The sequence below is a fragment of the Bradyrhizobium sp. SZCCT0148 genome (genome assembly GCF_018129985.1).
GTDB classification, from domain to species: Bacteria; Pseudomonadota; Alphaproteobacteria; order Rhizobiales; family Xanthobacteraceae; genus Bradyrhizobium; species Bradyrhizobium japonicum_H.
Genome location: NZ_JAFCKT010000017.1, coordinates 12,142 through 26,955, shown reverse-complemented (window position 1 = coordinate 26,955; position 14,814 = coordinate 12,142). Strand labels below are relative to the sequence as shown.

Sequence of the window (14,814 nt, the reverse complement as noted above, 5' to 3'; positions counted from 1 at the left end):
GAGCCAGCCAAGCTGATCTCCGAGTCAGCGAAGCTGATCTCGTCAAGGAACCAGCGAAGCTGATCTCTCTCGGCTATCGTAGCGCGCCTGCTACTCCCATTCAATTTCCGAAAATGCTGCAGTTGCGTTCCGGGCGTTGTAATCGCCGAACAATTCCCAGCGCGCTCGCTCCTCCGCGGCCGCCTTCTCGGCGGCGGCGCGGATCGGCTCGCCGCTCTTGTTCAGCGCACGCACGTCGGACAGCAGCGTTGACAGGTAACGCCGTTCATCGGCCAGCGCAGCCGGCCAGTCGCTCACGGGTCCGTGACCTGGAATGACGCGTTGCGCCGGGATGGCCTCCAATTCCTTCAACGTCTCGAGCCAGCCGCGGATACTCCCGTCCATGACCGGAATGTGGCGGAGAAAGACCAGGTCGCCGGTGAAAAGGGTTTTTGACGCCTCGTCGTACACGGTCACATCGCAGTCGCTGTGCCCCGCGCGCCAAGCGCGCAAGATGAGACGGCGCGCCCCGAGATCGAGCGTCATCGTGTCCGACACCAGGAGGGTCGGGGCAATGATCTTCACGGGATCAATCAATTCGCTGCCCATGATGCGGCGGAAGTTGTCGAGATAGTAAGGCCCGCGCGTCGCCAGCGCCTGCGGCAGCTTGCTGTGGCCGACGAAGCTGGTGCCGCCGGCGGCGAAGGCGGCATTGCCGAAAACGTGGTCGGGGTGGCCGTGCGTATTGATGACATACCGGATCGGCTTGTTGGTGCGGGCCCGCACGGCGGCGAGCAGCGCCTCGCCTTCATGGAAGCTGCCACCGGTGTCGATGACGGCCACGGCCGCATCGCCCACGATGAAACCGACATTGGCAATGTCGCCCTCGTTCTCGCGGGTCATCAGGGCAATGGCCCCGGAGTGTACGAAGATTCCGGTCGCGACTTCGCTCACAGGCAATTCGGCCGCGCCGGCCTGTGCTAGCGTTACCGTCCCCAGCAGGGACAAGGCTGCGATTATTCGAGCGATGCGAGACACGTTTCCGCCTCAGTTCGAAGGATTGGCTGCGTTGCACCGCAACAAAGGAAAACCAGCAGAGTCTGGCAAAACTTGCCGCATCATGCGTTGCATGGATAGCATTCAAACAAAACGAGGAGGAAGCACGATGACGGAGGCCGGACGACATCGTCGCTGGTTGTTTTCACTTTGGGTTCTGGTTGCGTGCTGTGCATTCGGCGATCGCGCCATCGCGCAGACCAACGACAGCGGCGACCTCTCGTTCGAACTGGTCGACCCGAACGTGCTGCGCGTCTGCGCCGATCCGCGCAATCTGCCGTTCTCGAACGAAAAGGGCGAGGGGCTGGAGAACAAGCTGGCCGAGCTGTTTGCCGACAAGCTCAAGAAGAAACTCGACTACGTCTTCTTCCCGCAGGCCACCGGTTTCGTGCGGATGACCCTGGGCGCGCACCGCTGCGACGTCATCATGGGCTTTCCGCAAGGCGATGACGTCGTGCAGGGCACCAATCCCTACTACCGCACGAGCTATGCGCTGGTCGCCAAGGCCGGCAGCGGGCTCGAGGACGTCGACACGCTGGAGGATGCGAAGTTGAAGGGAAAGCATGTCGGCATCGTCGCCGGCACGCCGCCCGCGACGAACATGGCCGTCGCCGGCCTGATGGGCGATGCGAAGCCTTATCCGCTGATGGTCGACACGCGCTATGACAATTCGGCGCAAGCGATGATCGACGATCTCGCCGCCGGCAAGATCGACGCCGGGGTGCTGTGGGGACCGATGGCCGGCTACTACGCGAAGAAGGTCGGCTCGCTTCACGTCACGCCGCTGGTGAAGGAAACCACGGGGCCGAAGCTGGTTTATCGCATCGGGATGGGCGTACGTCCCGCCGACCAGAACTGGAAGCGGCAGCTCAACAAGCTGATCCAGGAGAACCAGGGCGAGATCAACAAGATCCTGATCGACTTCGGCGTCCCGCTGCTCGACGAGAACAACAAGCCGCTCGGTGCGGAGACGGCCAAGACGTCGCCATGAGGCGGCGTATGGCCGCTGCGCTCGTCGTTGCCGCGTTCGCGGTGCCGGCATTCGCGCAGCAGCAGGAGCCGTTCGAACCCGAGGGTTATCGCAGCGACAATTATCGCGCACCGGTGCCGGCGACGCTGGCGGGCGCGCGCGTGCTCAGTACGGCGGAAGCCGAAGCGATCTGGCGCGCCAAGAGCGGTGCGTTCGTCGACGTGCTGCCGCGGCCGCCGAAGCCGAAGAACCTTCCCGCAGGCACGGTGTGGCGCGATACGCCGCGCAAGAACATTCCGGGCAGCATCTGGTTGCCGGATACCGGCTACGGCATCTTGCCGCCGGCGATGGACGATTATCTCCAGCGCGGCCTTGCACAGGCCTCGCGTGGCGACAAGTCCGCGCTGCTGGTGATCTATTGCCTCGCGGATTGCTGGATGTCCTGGAACGCCGCCAAGCGAGCGCTGACGTATGGCTACTCCAGCATCGCCTGGTACCCCGACGGCACCGATGGCTGGGAGCGGGCGAAGCTTCCAACCGAGGAGGCGCAGCCTGAGCCGCGTCCCGATCAGTAGGCGCCGTCATGCCCGGCCTCGTCCCGGGCATCCACGTTCTTCACGCTTCACGGCCAAGCATGGATGGCCGGGACGAGCCCGGCCATGACGGCGGCGTGCACGAGGAGAGGCGAAGCAAGCGCCTACTGCTTCTGAAGCTTCGTCAGCGTGCCGGTGCCGTTCGTCTCTGTCGCGGAATAATTCACCCGGTCGCCGGCATGGACTGCGTCCAGCATCGCGGCGTCCTTGGTTTTGTATTCCTGGAGCGCGCCGGCACCGCCTGCGCTGCCGCCGACCGTTCCCTTCTGCGTCTGCTGGATCGAGATCGTGCCGTTGAGTCGATCGACCCGCATGACCAATCCGGTCATGTCGTCGGCAAGAGCGCTGGTTGCGAGCATGCTCAGGACCGCAACGCCCGCAAAAATGAATCGTGTGGTTCCCATCGAGGCCTCCCGACGCTCTGGAGTTCACCTCGACAAGCCATCCTGACTGGATTTGGTTCCGGGAGATAGCGCGGCAAAGGTTAACGGGCCGATTCGGGAACCTGACGTAGGCGCCAGCCAGGGGCGTTATTCCATTTCCTGCTGGATCACGCGGCCAAGGGCGAACAGGCGCTGGTCGATCGTGGTGGGAACCTCGCAGACGAACCGCACGACCTTGTTGCGGTCCTCGAAAATGCGGGTCTTCCAGATCAGCTCGTTGCCGAGCGCCTCGACCCTGGCCTCGTCCCGCGGCGTGGCGCCCTGCAGCGCCTGCAGCTGAATCGCCTCCTCGCGAATCTTGTCGGCGGCCTCGCGCTGCTTGCGGCTGACGCGTTCGAGCCCGTTCATCACCTGGGAGCGCTGTGCGTTGAGCGTGTCGAACAGGCCGGCGAACAGCAGCTTTGCGTTATTGGTCTTGTCGGCGGACGAGGCGGCCAAAAACTCTTTCACCGACCTCTCGGCCTCGTCGATCGGCGTCTTGCGCGCAGACAGTTTCGCGACCAGCGCGGTGATCTTGGCATCGTTCTTCCATTTGGTTTCGGCGTCGTCCAGCGCAGGACCAGCCCAGACGGCGGCGAGCGATATCTCCGGCACCTTGGCTTGCGTGCAGGGCCAGTTGGGGTAGCGCGGATCGGCCGCGCGGGCGGCCGTGCCCGACAGCGCGAGCGCCACAACAGCCATGGCCAGACCCTTCATCCTTCGCCTCCTGCAGGCCCCCGCCGCGCCAGTCCACGCGAGGGATCATAGGCCCAAATCGCCCCGATCATGAAGACGATTGTGCATGCCGCGACCACCGCCAGAGAGATCCAGTTGATTTGGCCGTACAGCGCAAACCGTATCAGCTCGACCGCATGGGTGAAGGGATTGGCCTGGCAGAGATAGTAGAGATAAGGGCTTCCCTCCTGCACCCGCCACAGCGGGTAGAGCGCCGAAGAAGCAAAGAACATCGGAAAGATGACGAAGTTCATGACCCCGGCGAAGTTTTCCAGCTGCTTGATGCCCGAGGAGATCAGCATGCCGAGCGAGCCCAGCATCAGTCCGGACAGGATCAGCGCCGGCAGCACGGTGAGATAGCCCTGGGATGGCGGGGTGATGTCCCAGAACCAGGCGATCAGGAGGAACGCATACACCTGGAGCAGCGAGACGGCGGTGCCCGCCAGCAGCTTGCAGAACAGCAGGAAGCCGCGCGGCAGCGGGCTCACCAGCAGCGTGCGCATGTTGCCCATCTCGCGGTCGTAGACCATCGACAGCGAGGACTGCATGCCGTTGAACAGCTGGATCATCGCCATCAGCCCGGGCGCGATATAGACCTCGTACAGAATGTAGGTCTCGTAGGGCGGGATGATGGAGATGCCGAGCACCTGACGGAAGCCGGCGGCGAAAATGAACAGCCAGACCAGCGGTCGCACCAGCGCCGAAACGAAGCGTTCGCGCTGATGCAGGAAGCGCAGGCCTTCGCGCCAGACGATGCCGGCGAGGCAGGTCATATATTCGGCGAACGAGAAACCGCGCGGTGTATCGCGGGTGGTGATGCTGCTCACGCGCCGCCTCCCGGCATGGTCTGCGCACCGGTCAGGCGCATGAAGGCGGTGTTGACGTCCTGCGCGCCGGCCTCCGAGATGACGCGGCTCATCGGCCCTTTCGCCAGCACCTTGCCCTGGTGCAGCACCACGAGGTCGTCACTGGGCATGATCTCGTCGAACAGATGCGTGGCCCAGAGCACGCCGATCCCTTGCTCGGTCACGAGCCTGCGCACTTGGCTGATGATGTCGGCGCGCGCCTTGACGTCGAGGCCGACGGTCGGCTCGTCGAGCAACAATAGCCGCGGCCGGTGCAGCAGCGCGCGCGCGATCTCCAGCCGCCGCATCTGCCCGCCCGAGAGATCGCGCACCTTGCTGCCGGCGCGTTCGGCAAGCCCGATGCGGTCGAGCAGTTCGGCGGCTCGCGCGCGGGCCTCGCGCCGGCTGATGCCGTGGAGGGCGGCGTGATAGAGCAGGTTCTGCGTCAGCGACAGGTCGAGATCGAGCGTGCGCGGCTGGAACACGACCCCGAGCAGCCGCAGCGCCTCGCCGGGGCTCTTGCCGATGTCGTGGCCGAAAATGCCGACCCGGCCGCTTTGGATGCCGAACAGGCGCGTGATCAGCGAGAACAGCGTGCTCTTGCCCGCGCCGTTGAGGCCGAGCAGGGCCGTGAAGCTCGCCCGCTGCACGTTGAAGGAGACGTCGATCAAGGCCCGCCGCGGCCCATAGGCATGGCTGACGCCGTCGATCGACAGCGCCGGAACCGCGGCCGCGTCGAGCCTCGGCGCCTCCTGCGGCTCGGGAATCGGAGCGGGATTGGTCATGGCGCGATCGCGATACCCCAGGGCAGTTCGCCCACCTGAATGGTCTTGATCACCTTTTGTGCGGCGACGTCGATGACGGAGACGTCGTTCGACACGCCATTGGTGGTGAGCAGGTACTTCTCGTCCGGCGTGAACGCCATGTGCCAGACCCGCTGACCCACCAGCAAATATTTCGTCACCTTGCGCGAGGCCACGTCGACCACGGCGATGCGGTTGGCGGGGCCGAGTGCAACGAAGGCGGTCTTGTCATCCTTGGTCATGCCGATGCCGACCGGCTGGATCGCTTCTTTCCGCAGGCCCGGAATTTCGAACGTGACCTTGCCGATGATCTCGTGCTTCTTTGGGTCGATCACCGAGACTGTGCCGCCGATCTCGGACGAGACCCACAGTTCGGAAGCATCGTGCTTGAACTCGGCAAAGCGCGGCCGCGCATCCACCAGCACGTTGGCGACGATCTGGCGCGACGAGGTGTCGATGAAATGCGCCATGTTGGTCGTTTCCGACGTGTTGATCAGCGTCTTGCCGTCCGGGCTGATGGTCATGCCCTCGGGCTCGACGCCGACCTGGATGTCGCCGAGCCGGCTGCGCTTCTCGAGGTCGATCACGGTCACCGTGTTGTCGTTCTCGTTGGCGACGTAGAGGATCTTGCCGGCGGCATCCTGAGCGAACAGTTCCGGGTCGGGTCCGGAGGGCAGGCTGTCCACCACGGTCTGCGTCTTGGCGTCGATCATCTGGATGGTGTCGTCGTCGCCGACCGCGACCATCACGAACTTGCCGTCGCGCGTGAAATCGATGCCGCGCGGGCGCTGGCCGACCTTGATGGTCTTGGTCACGGTCCAGCTGTCGGTGTCGATCACCGTCACCGTATTGCTCTTCTCGTTCGAGACATAGGCGATGAACGCATGGGCGGGCGCCGCCGCCAGCGCCAGTCCGGACAAGAGCGCGACACGCCACATGCGCGACATCTGTGTTCTCACTTCAGCTTGCATTTGCTCTCCGGACGATCGTAGCCGAGCGTGTCGAGCTCGGAGACCTGGTGCAGAAATCCCTCCTGCGGCGACACCGACACGACCATGCGACCGTCGACCAGCAGGATCGGCTGCCGCAGCTGCAGGTTCCAGTCGCGCAGGGTCAGTCGCGTGCCTTTGAAAGCGGCGACCGAGAAGTCCGGGCCCTTGATGAAATCAGTCACATTCTTGACGTCGCCGGAATTGGTGCGCGAGGTGGCCTCTCCGATCATGCGGGCTGCGGTCCAGGCCTGCATGTCGAGCGCCGACATGCGCCGTGAATTCAGCTTCATGAAGCGGTTCTGCATCTGGATCGCGCCCCATTGGTCCTGCGCCGGGTCCCAGCTGCGCGGCACCAGACCTGCCGAGCCCACGACCGGCCGCGGATCCCAGGTGCGGTAGGGCAGGTAGGCGCCGAACACCTCGCTCTCGTCGGCGGCGACCAGCACGTCGTAGGCGGGCGCCTGCTGCGTGAAGACAGGCATCTGGCGCTGGATCAGCGTCACGCCGCTATCGGTGCGCCGTGCGCCGCCCTTGTCCTCGAAAGTGCGCTCCTGCACGATCTTGGCGCCGAATCGTGTGGCGGTGCGCCGGAGCGCATCCGCGAACAGCTTGTCCTCGTCATGCGAGCCCACCACGAGCAACCAGCGCGACCATTTTTTCCAGACAAGATATTGACCGAGCGCATCGGCCAGCATCGCTCGTGTCGGCGCGGTATGGATGACGTTGGCGCGGCAATCGGCCTCGCGCAAACGTTCGTCGATCGCGCCGGCGTTGAACAGCAGCGTGCCGCGGTCGCGCAGGGCGTCCGAGACTTTCAGCAGCGCATCGGCGGGCAGGTCGGCGATGATGAAGCCGTTCTTTTCCGCGAGCGCGGTCGCGGCCTGGACGACGTCCTCACCTTCCCTGATGCGGCGCTCTTCCAGGACGAACCGCTGACCCAGGAACTTGCCGGTGGTGTTGTTGTCCTCGATCGCGAGCCGCGCGCCGGCGATGCCGTCATTCTCCGCGGGCTGCTCGACCAGCGACAGGGTGGATCGGGTCCCGGCGATGCCGAGGTAGCCGACGCCGATCGAAGCAGGCTCCGCCGCGAGCGCACTCGTCGCAGCAAGGCCCAAGCCAATCAGACCGGCCAACCATCGGATCATGTTTCCTCCGAGCGATCTCCCCGGCTTGACCGCAGGTGGAGAATTGTCTCTGCTTCAAGCATGACCAATTTGTCAGGCCATGCAACCCCGCATTTCGTCCCCGCACACGCGCTAGGAGGAATCACGATCGTGCGAGCATTGATGGTGATCGCCGCTTTGCTGTTGACGCCGTCGATCGCGCGCGCCGATCCGCCTAAGCTCGCCGTGTTCGATTTCGAGCTGATCGACACCAGCCTGCCGGGGGAATTCTACGGCTCCAAGCCGGAAGAGGCGCGGCTCGTGCTCATCAGCGAGCAGCTGCGCAAGGAGCTGACGGAGTCCGGCAGGTTCCAGGTGCTCGACATCGCACCGGTCAGGGATGCCGCCCGTCACGCGAACTTGCAGGCCTGCGGGGGCTGCGATCTCAAGCTTGCCGGCGAATTGGGCGCTGACCTCGAGATTACCGGCATGGTGCAGAAGGTCTCGAACCTGATCATCAATCTCAATGTCTATTTGCGTGACGTGAAGACCGGCCAGATGATCATGTCGGCGAGCGCCGACATGCGTGGCAACACGGATGAAGCCTGGACCCGCACGATGAGCTACCTGATCCGCAATCGGGTGCTGGCGCCGAACTACGGCAGGCGGGAGTAGGGCGGGAATAACTCATCGCGATGGCGGTGCACCCTCGCCCCCTGCGGCAGAGGGTGGATTCGCGAAGCGAAGCCGGGTGAGGGGGTCTCTCCGCGAGTCCAACTCTCACAGAAGTTGCGGGTAAATGCCATCATCGGCGCTTCGCGCCACCTTCTCCCGCAAGGGGAGAAGGAGGAGCCCACGGTGAGCTTGGTGTGCGAATCTCACCCCTTCAGCTTCTCGGCATGCCAGTGCAGATGATCCTCCATGAAGGTCGAGATGAAATAATAGCTGTGGTCATAGCCCGGCTGCATCCGCAGCGTCAGCGGGATGTTCGCCTTGCTGCATGCGGCTTGGAGCAACTCCGGCTTCAGCTGCTCCTTCAGGAAATTGTCGGCCTCGCCGACGTCGACCAGGAAGCCGGGGAATTTCGCGCCGTCCTCGATCAGCGCCACCGTGTCATGGGCGCGCCAGGCGTCCTTGTTCGGTCCGAGATAGCCGGTCAACGCCTTGGTGCCCCAGGGCACCAGCGAGGGCGCCACGATCGGCGCGAACGCGCTCGCCGCGCGATAGCGGTGCGGGTTGCGTAGCGCCACCGTCAGCGCACCATGGCCGCCCATCGAATGGCCCATCACCGATTGCCGCTTGGCGTCGACGGGAAAATTTCCCGCCACGAGCTTCGGCAACTCGTCGGTGACATAGCTCCACATCCGATAATTGCGCGCGAACGGCTCTTGCGTCGCATCGACGTAGAAGCCCGCGCCCAGGCCGAAATCATAGGCGTTGTTGGCATCGCCCGGCACGTCGGCGCCGCGCGGGGAGGTGTCGGGTGCGACGAAGATCAGGCCGAGCTCGGCGCAGGCCTTGCGGAATTCGCCCTTCTCGGTGACGTTGGCATGGGTGCAGGTGAGGCCGGACAGGTACCAGACAACGGGCAGCCTGGCGCCCTCGGCATGCGGGGGAACATAGACCGAGAACACCATGTCGGTTCCGGTCGCCTGGCTGGCATGGCGATACACACCCTGCACGCCGCCATGGGCTTTGTTGGTCGAGACAGTCTGAATCGTCATGCCTTCACTCCGTGGCATCTCACCACATCAACATTGCAACGCTTGTGTGACCGAAGTTTGTGGCGCCGTCAGGCGACACCGCTGTCGATCGCCAGCCGTACCAGCTCGACCGAGGTCTTCACCCCGAGCTTCTGGCGCATGATGGACGAGGTGTTGGCCACCGTCTTGTAGGACGACTGCACCAGCCAGGCGATCTCGGACAGGCTCTTGCCGGCGCTGAGCAGCCGCAGAATCTCCATTTCGCGCGCGTTCAGCTTGGACAGCGGGCTTTGCGCCAGCGTCGGCCCTGCGAAGGCGATGCTGCGCGCGATGGCGCTCGGCAAATACGTGCCGCCGCCGCCGACCGCGCGGATCGCCTCGACGAGGTCGTCGGGGTCGCCGGTCTTGGAGACGTAGCCCTTGGCGCCGCATTCGATCGCGCGCGCGGCAAAGGCCGGATCGTCGTTCATGCTGAACATGATGATGCGGGCCTCGGGCGCGCGCTCGAGGATGCGGCGGGCCAGCTCGAAGCCGGAGACGGTCGGCAGGTTGATGTCGATGATGCAGAGGTCGGGGCGTTCGACGATGAAGACGCACTCGCCGTCCTCGGCGTCGGCAGCCTCCAGAATTTCGATCTCGCCTTCGTCGGCCAGCACGGCACGGCAGCCGGAGGCGACAATGGGATGATCGTCGACGATCAGAATGCGCATCGGCGTTTCCTTGTGACAGCGTCGGCCTGTTTCGCGCCCGGCCGGGATTGCTGTACGCTTCCGATTAGATATCTGCCGCTTCGCCGCTGTCAACGTCATCGGACAGCGTCGAGCGAGGCTTCGCGAGGCACGGGCGACACCAATGTGGCAAAATCTATCCTTGCGCGGGCGCATCAACCTCTTGCTGGCGCTGCTGCTGGCGCTGGGGCTTGCCGTCAATATCGGCCGCCAGGTCGCGGAGGCCGGTCCGCGCGTGCAGGCCGAGGACCAGAGCGTTATCCGGCTTGCGCGCGAATTCATCGAGATGATCGTTGCCGATCTCAACGAGGCGCCCGATCCGGACGCCAGGCTGAACCAGATCGCGCGCGACCTCAGCCGTCTTCGCCATGTCAGCATCACCCTCCGAGATGCAGCAGGCGATCCGCAGACGCCGCCCCGGCTCGACACTGACGCCGACACGCGCGGGCCGCCGAGCTGGTTCGTCAGCCTGGTTCATCCCGAGCAGACCGCGGTGAGCGTGCCGGTCTCGATCCACGGCAAGCCCGGCTCGCTCCTGATCACCTCGCATCCCGACGACGAGATCGCGGAGATCTGGGACGGCATCGTGACCCAGCTCGAGGTCGGCACCGTGATCGCGCTGGCGCTGTTTTTCCTGATGATGAACGTGGTCGGCCGGGCGCTGGCACCGCTCCAGTCGCTGGCGGAGACGATGGGAAAGCTCGAAGCCGGACATTACGAGGCCCGGGTCGCACCGGGCGGTGCGCCGGAGCTCGCCGCAATCTGCACCAGGCTCAATCACCTCGCCGCAACGCTGGGGGAAGCCGTCGAGGACAAGCGGCGCCTCGCCGAGCGGGCGGTGTCGCTCCAGGACGTCGAGCGCAAGGAGATCGCGCGCGAGCTCCACGACGAATTCGGGCCGTACCTGTTCTCGCTGCGGGCGCATGCCGGCGCGCTGGCAAAACAGGCGGACGGGCGCGTGCCCAGTGCCGAGGCCGTGCGAAAACATGGCAGCGCCATGCTGGAGCAGATCAACGCGCTGCAGCAGTTCAATCGCCGCGTGCTGGAGCGCCTGCGCCCCGTCGGCCTTGCCGAACTCGGCCTGCGCCAGGCGCTGGAATCGCTGTCGCGGCTGTGGCGGGAATCGCATCCGCATGTCGCGATCGAGACGTCGATCTCACCCGCGCTGGGCGCGACCGGCGAGACCGCCGACCTTACCATTTACCGCATCGTGCAGGAGGCGCTCACCAACGTGTTCCGCCACGCCGGCGCGACGTCGGTCAATGTCGTGATCGAGCCGGCGGAGCAGATGGGGCACGATGGCCGCGTCTGCGCCCGGGTGCGCGTCAGCGACAATGGCCGCGGCATGGAGCCGGACCAGAAGCTCGGCTTCGGCCTCGTCGGCATGCGCGAGCGGATCCTGGCGCTGGGCGGCACGCTCAACGTCGTCTCCGGCGATGGCGGATTGACAGTGGAGGCACTGGTTCCGACCGCCGCGGCCTGATCGCTCCCGAAGCGATCGGGAAAAATTCCCGATTTGGTCGGGAAAACGGGAGCCGATCATGCCCGATCTTTTGTGGCTGGCGGGATTGAGACGGCTGAATAAACTCGTCTCAACCAAACGGCGAAAATCAAAACAGCCGATGGTCACGGATGGGAAGGCGGGGATGGGCAAGGTTCTTTCGTTCAAGCGTCGTTTGTTGTTGGCCTCGGTCTCATCAGGTCTGGTGTCCGGGGTGGTTTTCGCGATCCCCGCTTCGGCCGCGCAGGACGAGGACACCAACGTCCAGAATCTGCCGCCGGTCGAAGTGACGGCGCCGCCGCCCTCGGTGGCGAGGCGTACTGCGCCGACGCGGCCAGTCGCGCGCATCGGGGCGCCGTCGTCCGCCGCGCCGAAGACACGGCTTTACGTCTATCCGACCGCGCCGGGCACGGGCCGGGGCCTCGACGTCGAGAAGGTTCCGTCGGCGATCAACGCCGTCGATGCCAGCCAGATCAAGCGCACCGGATCGCTCAACGTCACCGACGCGCTGCGCGACAATATCGCCGGCGTCAACATCACCGAGGTCACCGGCAATCCGTTCCAGCCGGATGTCGAATTCCGCGGCTTCGTCGCGTCGCCCGTGGTGGGCACGCCGCAGGGCCTTGCGGTGTATCAGAACGGGGTCCGCATCAACGAGGCGTTCTCGGATGCCGTCAACTGGGACCTGATCCCGACCGCCGCCATCAGGTCGGTAACGCTGGTCACCAACAACCCGGCCTTCGGCCTCAACGCGCTCGGCGGCGCCATCAACCTGCAAATGAAGGATGGCTTCACCTACCAGGGCGCCGAGGTCGACGTGATGGGCGGTTCGTTCGGCCGCATCCAGGGCTCGGCGCAGTGGGGCAAGACCGTCGACAACAACTACGGCGTCTATGCCGCGCTCGAGGGCGTGCGCGACAACGGCTTCCGCAATTTCTCGCAATCGACCGTTCGGCGCTTCTATGGCGATGTCGGCTATAAGGCCGGCGACAGCGAATTCCACGCCAATATGGGCGTCGCCAAGAACGATTTCGGCGCCAGCGCCACCGTTCCGGCCGAGCTGCTCGATAAATATTGGGGCGCGACCTACACTACGCCTCAGACCACCTCCAACCGCGTCGGCTATCTCAATCTGACCGGAAAAGTCGATGCGACACCGACCTGGACGTTCGAAGGAACCGCCCATGTGCGCAGGTTCGAGCAGAAGATCGTCGACGGCAATCCGACGAACGCGCAGGAATGCGGTGCGGATCCGGCGCTGCTGTGCTTCGGCGACGACACCACGGCCGCGAACGGCGCGGGCGGCGTGCAGCTCGCCAACCCCTTTGCGCCGGGGACGATCCTCGGCGAGATCGATCGGGGCTCGATCCGGTCGACCTCGTTCGGCGTGTCGGGACAGGCCACCAACACCGATCAGCTGTTCGGGCACGACAACCGCTTCGTGATGGGAACGAGCTACGACGCCAGCGTCACCCGCTACAACGCCACGGCCGAAATCGGCTCGATGGGAGAAAATTACGTCGTCAGCGGCAGCGGCGTCTTCCTCGGCGCGACGCCGACGGTCGATCCCGTGGCCGGCCCCGTCTCGCTGCGGACGGTCAATCAGTACAACGGCCTGTACGCGATGGACACGTTCAACGTCACCGATGCCTTCGCCGTCACCGGCGGCGGTCGCTTCAACGTGGCACGCATCACCCTGGAAGACCAGCTCGGCTCCGCCCTCAACGGCGACCACACGTTCACCCGTTTCAATCCGGTGATCGGCGGCACCTACAAGATCACGCCGGAGCTGACGGCCTATGCCGGTTACTCCGAGGCCAACCGTGTGCCGACCCCGCTCGAGCTCGGCTGCGCTGATCCGGCCCGTCCCTGTCTCATCGCGGCCTTCCTCGTCTCGGACCCGCCGCTGAAGCAGGTGGTCTCCAAGACCGTCGAGGCCGGCTTCCGCGGCACCAGACAGCTGAACATTGGCTCGCTCGGCTGGAAGGTCGGCGCGTTCCGCGCCACCAATTACGACGACATCGTCGCTGTGCCCGCAGTTGGGCGGACCGGGTTCGGCTATTTCAGCAATGTCGGCCGGACCAGGCGTCAAGGGCTTGAGGCCGAGGTCAGCATCAAGTCTCCAACGCTTCAGTTCCAGGCAAGCTACGCCTTCGTCGACGCGCGCTACCTCGATGCGTTCGAACTCGGTTCCGAAAGCCCATTTAGGGATCCCGTGACGGAGACCATCCAGGTTTCGCCCGGCAACCAGCTTCCCGCGATCCCGCGTCATCGCGTCAAGGTCGGCATCGACTACGCTGTGACCGACGTGTGGAAGGTCGGCGGCAACGCGCTGTTTGTCTCCAGCCAGTATTTCGTCGGGGATGAGTCCAACCAATATTCCAAGTTGCCATCCTACGCGGTGTTCAACCTCCACACCTCCTACCAAGTGGCGAAGAACATCCAGCTTTATGGCCGCGTCGACAACGTCTTCGACAAGCGCTACGCGACCTACGGCACCTTTTTCGACCGCGAAGCCCTGCCCAACTTCACCAACGGCGGCAACGACTTCACCGACCCGCGCTCGCTGAGCCCGGCGAGGCCGCGTGCGCTCTACGCGGGGATGCGGGTGACCTTCTAGGAACGGTCGCAGCCGGGGGCAGCGCCCCGTTCCGCGATGGCGCACGCTGAGCTTGCAGAATATGCCGCCTCCGGCATGATGGCTCCGGAGGCTCGCTTTGCTGTGGCGTTGAAGAATCCGGATGCTGTCGCTGCTATCGTTTCAGCGCTTCGGCACGTCTACGGTGACGAGGTCGCGCGACTTATGCTCGTGGAGGGCATGAGCCTCGCCGAGCTCATCGAAGCGATGTTTTCTGCGCCCTTGACGCATCGCGAGGCCGTTCGAGATATCACCGACGGATTGGACGATTTTGTCATTTCACCGGATCTGGGCCTGATGTGGCACCTCAAATACATCTATGCGAACGAGCCCGGCTCTCTGCGCGTCGTGGACATGGAGATCGCCACGCCCAACGGCACGCTGGCAAGCAGGGACGTCTGGCTTCGCCTGCCATCATGAAGGCCCGCGTCGCGACGCTGTCTTTACCAACCGGAAACCATGACAAATGATCTGAAAAGTTTAACGAAACTGTCCGGCTCTCCGTGCGTCAGTTTACCGGAGGGTTCATCTGATGACAGAGCGCCAAGTGAGAGAGCAGGAATGCCAGATCGCGCGGTATCGGCGTCTGGAGCGGGAGGTGACGGATCCGCTCGCCGCGTGCTTGCTTCACGGTATCGTCGAGGATCTCGAAGCCGAGCTGCGCAGGGACAGGCCGGATTGGCACGGATGGCGTGATTAACGCTTTCTTAGCGCCAATCATGCGGATGATCCTGCGGGAATGCCAG

The 14,814-nt window shown here is 64.5% G+C and carries 16 protein-coding genes; 6 read left to right on the top strand and 10 right to left on the bottom strand.

Annotation, left to right across the window (positions count from 1 at the left end):
• Window positions 1–90: 90 nt before the first annotated feature.
• Window positions 91–1,017 carry a quinoprotein relay system zinc metallohydrolase 2 gene (locus JQ580_RS30075; RefSeq protein WP_212284381.1) on the bottom strand — a complete coding sequence of 309 codons (927 nt, stop codon included), beginning with the start codon at window positions 1,015–1,017 and terminating at the stop codon, window positions 91–93.
• 127 nt (window positions 1,018–1,144) lie between these two features.
• Here JQ580_RS30075 and JQ580_RS30070 point away from each other — a divergent pair, with 127 nt between their 5' ends.
• Window positions 1,145–2,026: a substrate-binding domain-containing protein gene (locus JQ580_RS30070; protein ID WP_212284379.1), complete on the top strand. Its 882-nt coding sequence runs from the start codon at window positions 1,145–1,147 to the stop codon at window positions 2,024–2,026.
• The gene (locus tag JQ580_RS30065; protein WP_212284377.1) at window positions 2,023–2,580 is read left to right on the top strand and encodes a PQQ-dependent catabolism-associated CXXCW motif protein; all 558 of its coding nucleotides are present in this window, start codon (window positions 2,023–2,025) and stop codon (window positions 2,578–2,580) included. Before JQ580_RS30070 ends, JQ580_RS30065 begins: the two co-directional genes overlap by 4 nt.
• 122 nt (window positions 2,581–2,702) lie before the next feature.
• On the opposite strand, the gene JQ580_RS30060 is transcribed toward JQ580_RS30065, so the two are convergent.
• The 6 genes from JQ580_RS30060 to JQ580_RS30035 all read right to left on the bottom strand — a co-directional run bounded on the left by JQ580_RS30060 (window position 2,703) and on the right by JQ580_RS30035 (window position 7,540).
• Window positions 2,703–3,002, bottom strand: coding sequence for a copper-binding protein (locus JQ580_RS30060; protein ID WP_212284375.1), 300 nt, complete (start codon window positions 3,000–3,002; stop codon window positions 2,703–2,705).
• A gap of 126 nt (window positions 3,003–3,128) precedes the next feature.
• Window positions 3,129–3,737: a BAR domain-containing protein gene (locus tag JQ580_RS30055; protein WP_212284373.1), complete on the bottom strand. Its 609-nt coding sequence runs from the start codon at window positions 3,735–3,737 to the stop codon at window positions 3,129–3,131.
• Window positions 3,734–4,582: an ABC transporter permease gene (locus JQ580_RS30050; protein ID WP_212284371.1), complete on the bottom strand. Its 849-nt coding sequence runs from the start codon at window positions 4,580–4,582 to the stop codon at window positions 3,734–3,736. The genes JQ580_RS30055 and JQ580_RS30050 overlap by 4 nt, the downstream gene beginning before the upstream one ends.
• Entirely contained in the window at window positions 4,579–5,385 is an 807-nt protein-coding gene (locus JQ580_RS30045; RefSeq protein ID WP_212284369.1) for an ABC transporter ATP-binding protein, read from the bottom strand. The genes JQ580_RS30050 and JQ580_RS30045 overlap by 4 nt, the downstream gene beginning before the upstream one ends.
• On the bottom strand, window positions 5,382–6,350 hold the full coding sequence (locus JQ580_RS30040) for a YVTN family beta-propeller repeat protein (RefSeq protein ID WP_212284367.1): 969 nt from the start codon (window positions 6,348–6,350) through the stop codon (window positions 5,382–5,384). Before JQ580_RS30040 ends, JQ580_RS30045 begins: the two co-directional genes overlap by 4 nt.
• Window positions 6,351–6,358: 8 nt before the next feature.
• A complete protein-coding gene (locus JQ580_RS30035; RefSeq protein ID WP_212284365.1) occupies window positions 6,359–7,540 on the bottom strand; it encodes an ABC transporter substrate-binding protein in 1,182 nt (393 codons plus the stop codon).
• 60 nt (window positions 7,541–7,600) lie between these two features.
• On the opposite strand from JQ580_RS30035, the gene JQ580_RS30030 reads away from it, so the two are divergent.
• Complete coding sequence (locus JQ580_RS30030; RefSeq protein ID WP_212284363.1) at window positions 7,601–8,173, top strand: DUF3280 domain-containing protein; 573 nt, start codon at window positions 7,601–7,603, stop codon at window positions 8,171–8,173.
• 203 nt (window positions 8,174–8,376) lie between these two features.
• Here JQ580_RS30030 and fghA read toward each other — a convergent pair whose 3' ends face one another.
• Both fghA and JQ580_RS30020 read right to left on the bottom strand, forming a co-directional pair.
• Window positions 8,377–9,222 (bottom strand): S-formylglutathione hydrolase, encoded by an 846-nt coding sequence (fghA, locus tag JQ580_RS30025; protein ID WP_212284361.1) that lies wholly within the window; start codon window positions 9,220–9,222, stop codon window positions 8,377–8,379.
• A 68-nt stretch (window positions 9,223–9,290) separates the two neighbouring features.
• On the bottom strand, window positions 9,291–9,911 hold the full coding sequence (locus tag JQ580_RS30020) for a response regulator (RefSeq protein ID WP_018320706.1): 621 nt from the start codon (window positions 9,909–9,911) through the stop codon (window positions 9,291–9,293).
• Window positions 9,912–10,053: 142 nt separating this feature from the next.
• Between JQ580_RS30020 and JQ580_RS30015 the strand changes: the two genes are divergently transcribed.
• From JQ580_RS30015 to JQ580_RS30005, 3 genes are all read left to right on the top strand, one after another.
• Entirely contained in the window at window positions 10,054–11,412 is a 1,359-nt protein-coding gene (locus tag JQ580_RS30015; RefSeq protein ID WP_212284359.1) for a histidine kinase, read from the top strand.
• 163 nt (window positions 11,413–11,575) lie between these two features.
• Window positions 11,576–14,050 (top strand): TonB-dependent receptor, encoded by a 2,475-nt coding sequence (locus JQ580_RS30010; RefSeq protein WP_409363236.1) that lies wholly within the window; start codon window positions 11,576–11,578, stop codon window positions 14,048–14,050.
• Between the two features lie 75 nt (window positions 14,051–14,125).
• Window positions 14,126–14,488 (top strand): hypothetical protein, encoded by a 363-nt coding sequence (locus tag JQ580_RS30005; protein WP_212284475.1) that lies wholly within the window; start codon window positions 14,126–14,128, stop codon window positions 14,486–14,488.
• A gap of 88 nt (window positions 14,489–14,576) precedes the next feature.
• On the opposite strand, the gene JQ580_RS30000 is transcribed toward JQ580_RS30005, so the two are convergent.
• Window positions 14,577–14,789 carry a hypothetical protein gene (locus JQ580_RS30000; RefSeq protein ID WP_212284355.1) on the bottom strand — a complete coding sequence of 71 codons (213 nt, stop codon included), beginning with the start codon at window positions 14,787–14,789 and terminating at the stop codon, window positions 14,577–14,579.
• Between the last annotated feature and the right edge of the window lie 25 nt (window positions 14,790–14,814).

Bases quoted from the DNA above. Each gene is read 5' to 3' on its own strand.
- JQ580_RS30005 (WP_212284475.1), top strand. From the start codon at position 14,126: ATGATGGCTCCGGAGGCTCGCTTTGCTGTGGCGTTGAAGAATCCGGAT.
- JQ580_RS30060 (WP_212284375.1), bottom strand. From the start codon at position 3,002: ATGGGAACCACACGATTCATTTTTGCGGGCGTTGCGGTCCTGAGCATG.
- JQ580_RS30035 (WP_212284365.1), bottom strand. From the start codon at position 7,540: ATGATCCGATGGTTGGCCGGTCTGATTGGCTTGGGCCTTGCTGCGACG.
- fghA (WP_212284361.1), bottom strand. From the start codon at position 9,222: ATGACGATTCAGACTGTCTCGACCAACAAAGCCCATGGCGGCGTGCAG.
- JQ580_RS30045 (WP_212284369.1), bottom strand. From the start codon at position 5,385: ATGACCAATCCCGCTCCGATTCCCGAGCCGCAGGAGGCGCCGAGGCTC.
- JQ580_RS30055 (WP_212284373.1), bottom strand. From the start codon at position 3,737: ATGAAGGGTCTGGCCATGGCTGTTGTGGCGCTCGCGCTGTCGGGCACG.
- JQ580_RS30030 (WP_212284363.1), top strand. From the start codon at position 7,601: ATGACCAATTTGTCAGGCCATGCAACCCCGCATTTCGTCCCCGCACAC.
- JQ580_RS30000 (WP_212284355.1), bottom strand. From the start codon at position 14,789: ATGATTGGCGCTAAGAAAGCGTTAATCACGCCATCCGTGCCAATCCGG.
- JQ580_RS30010 (WP_409363236.1), top strand. From the start codon at position 11,576: ATGGGCAAGGTTCTTTCGTTCAAGCGTCGTTTGTTGTTGGCCTCGGTC.
- JQ580_RS30020 (WP_018320706.1), bottom strand. From the start codon at position 9,911: ATGCGCATTCTGATCGTCGACGATCATCCCATTGTCGCCTCCGGCTGC.
- JQ580_RS30015 (WP_212284359.1), top strand. From the start codon at position 10,054: ATGTGGCAAAATCTATCCTTGCGCGGGCGCATCAACCTCTTGCTGGCG.
- JQ580_RS30065 (WP_212284377.1), top strand. From the start codon at position 2,023: ATGAGGCGGCGTATGGCCGCTGCGCTCGTCGTTGCCGCGTTCGCGGTG.
- JQ580_RS30040 (WP_212284367.1), bottom strand. From the start codon at position 6,350: ATGTCGCGCATGTGGCGTGTCGCGCTCTTGTCCGGACTGGCGCTGGCG.
- JQ580_RS30070 (WP_212284379.1), top strand. From the start codon at position 1,145: ATGACGGAGGCCGGACGACATCGTCGCTGGTTGTTTTCACTTTGGGTT.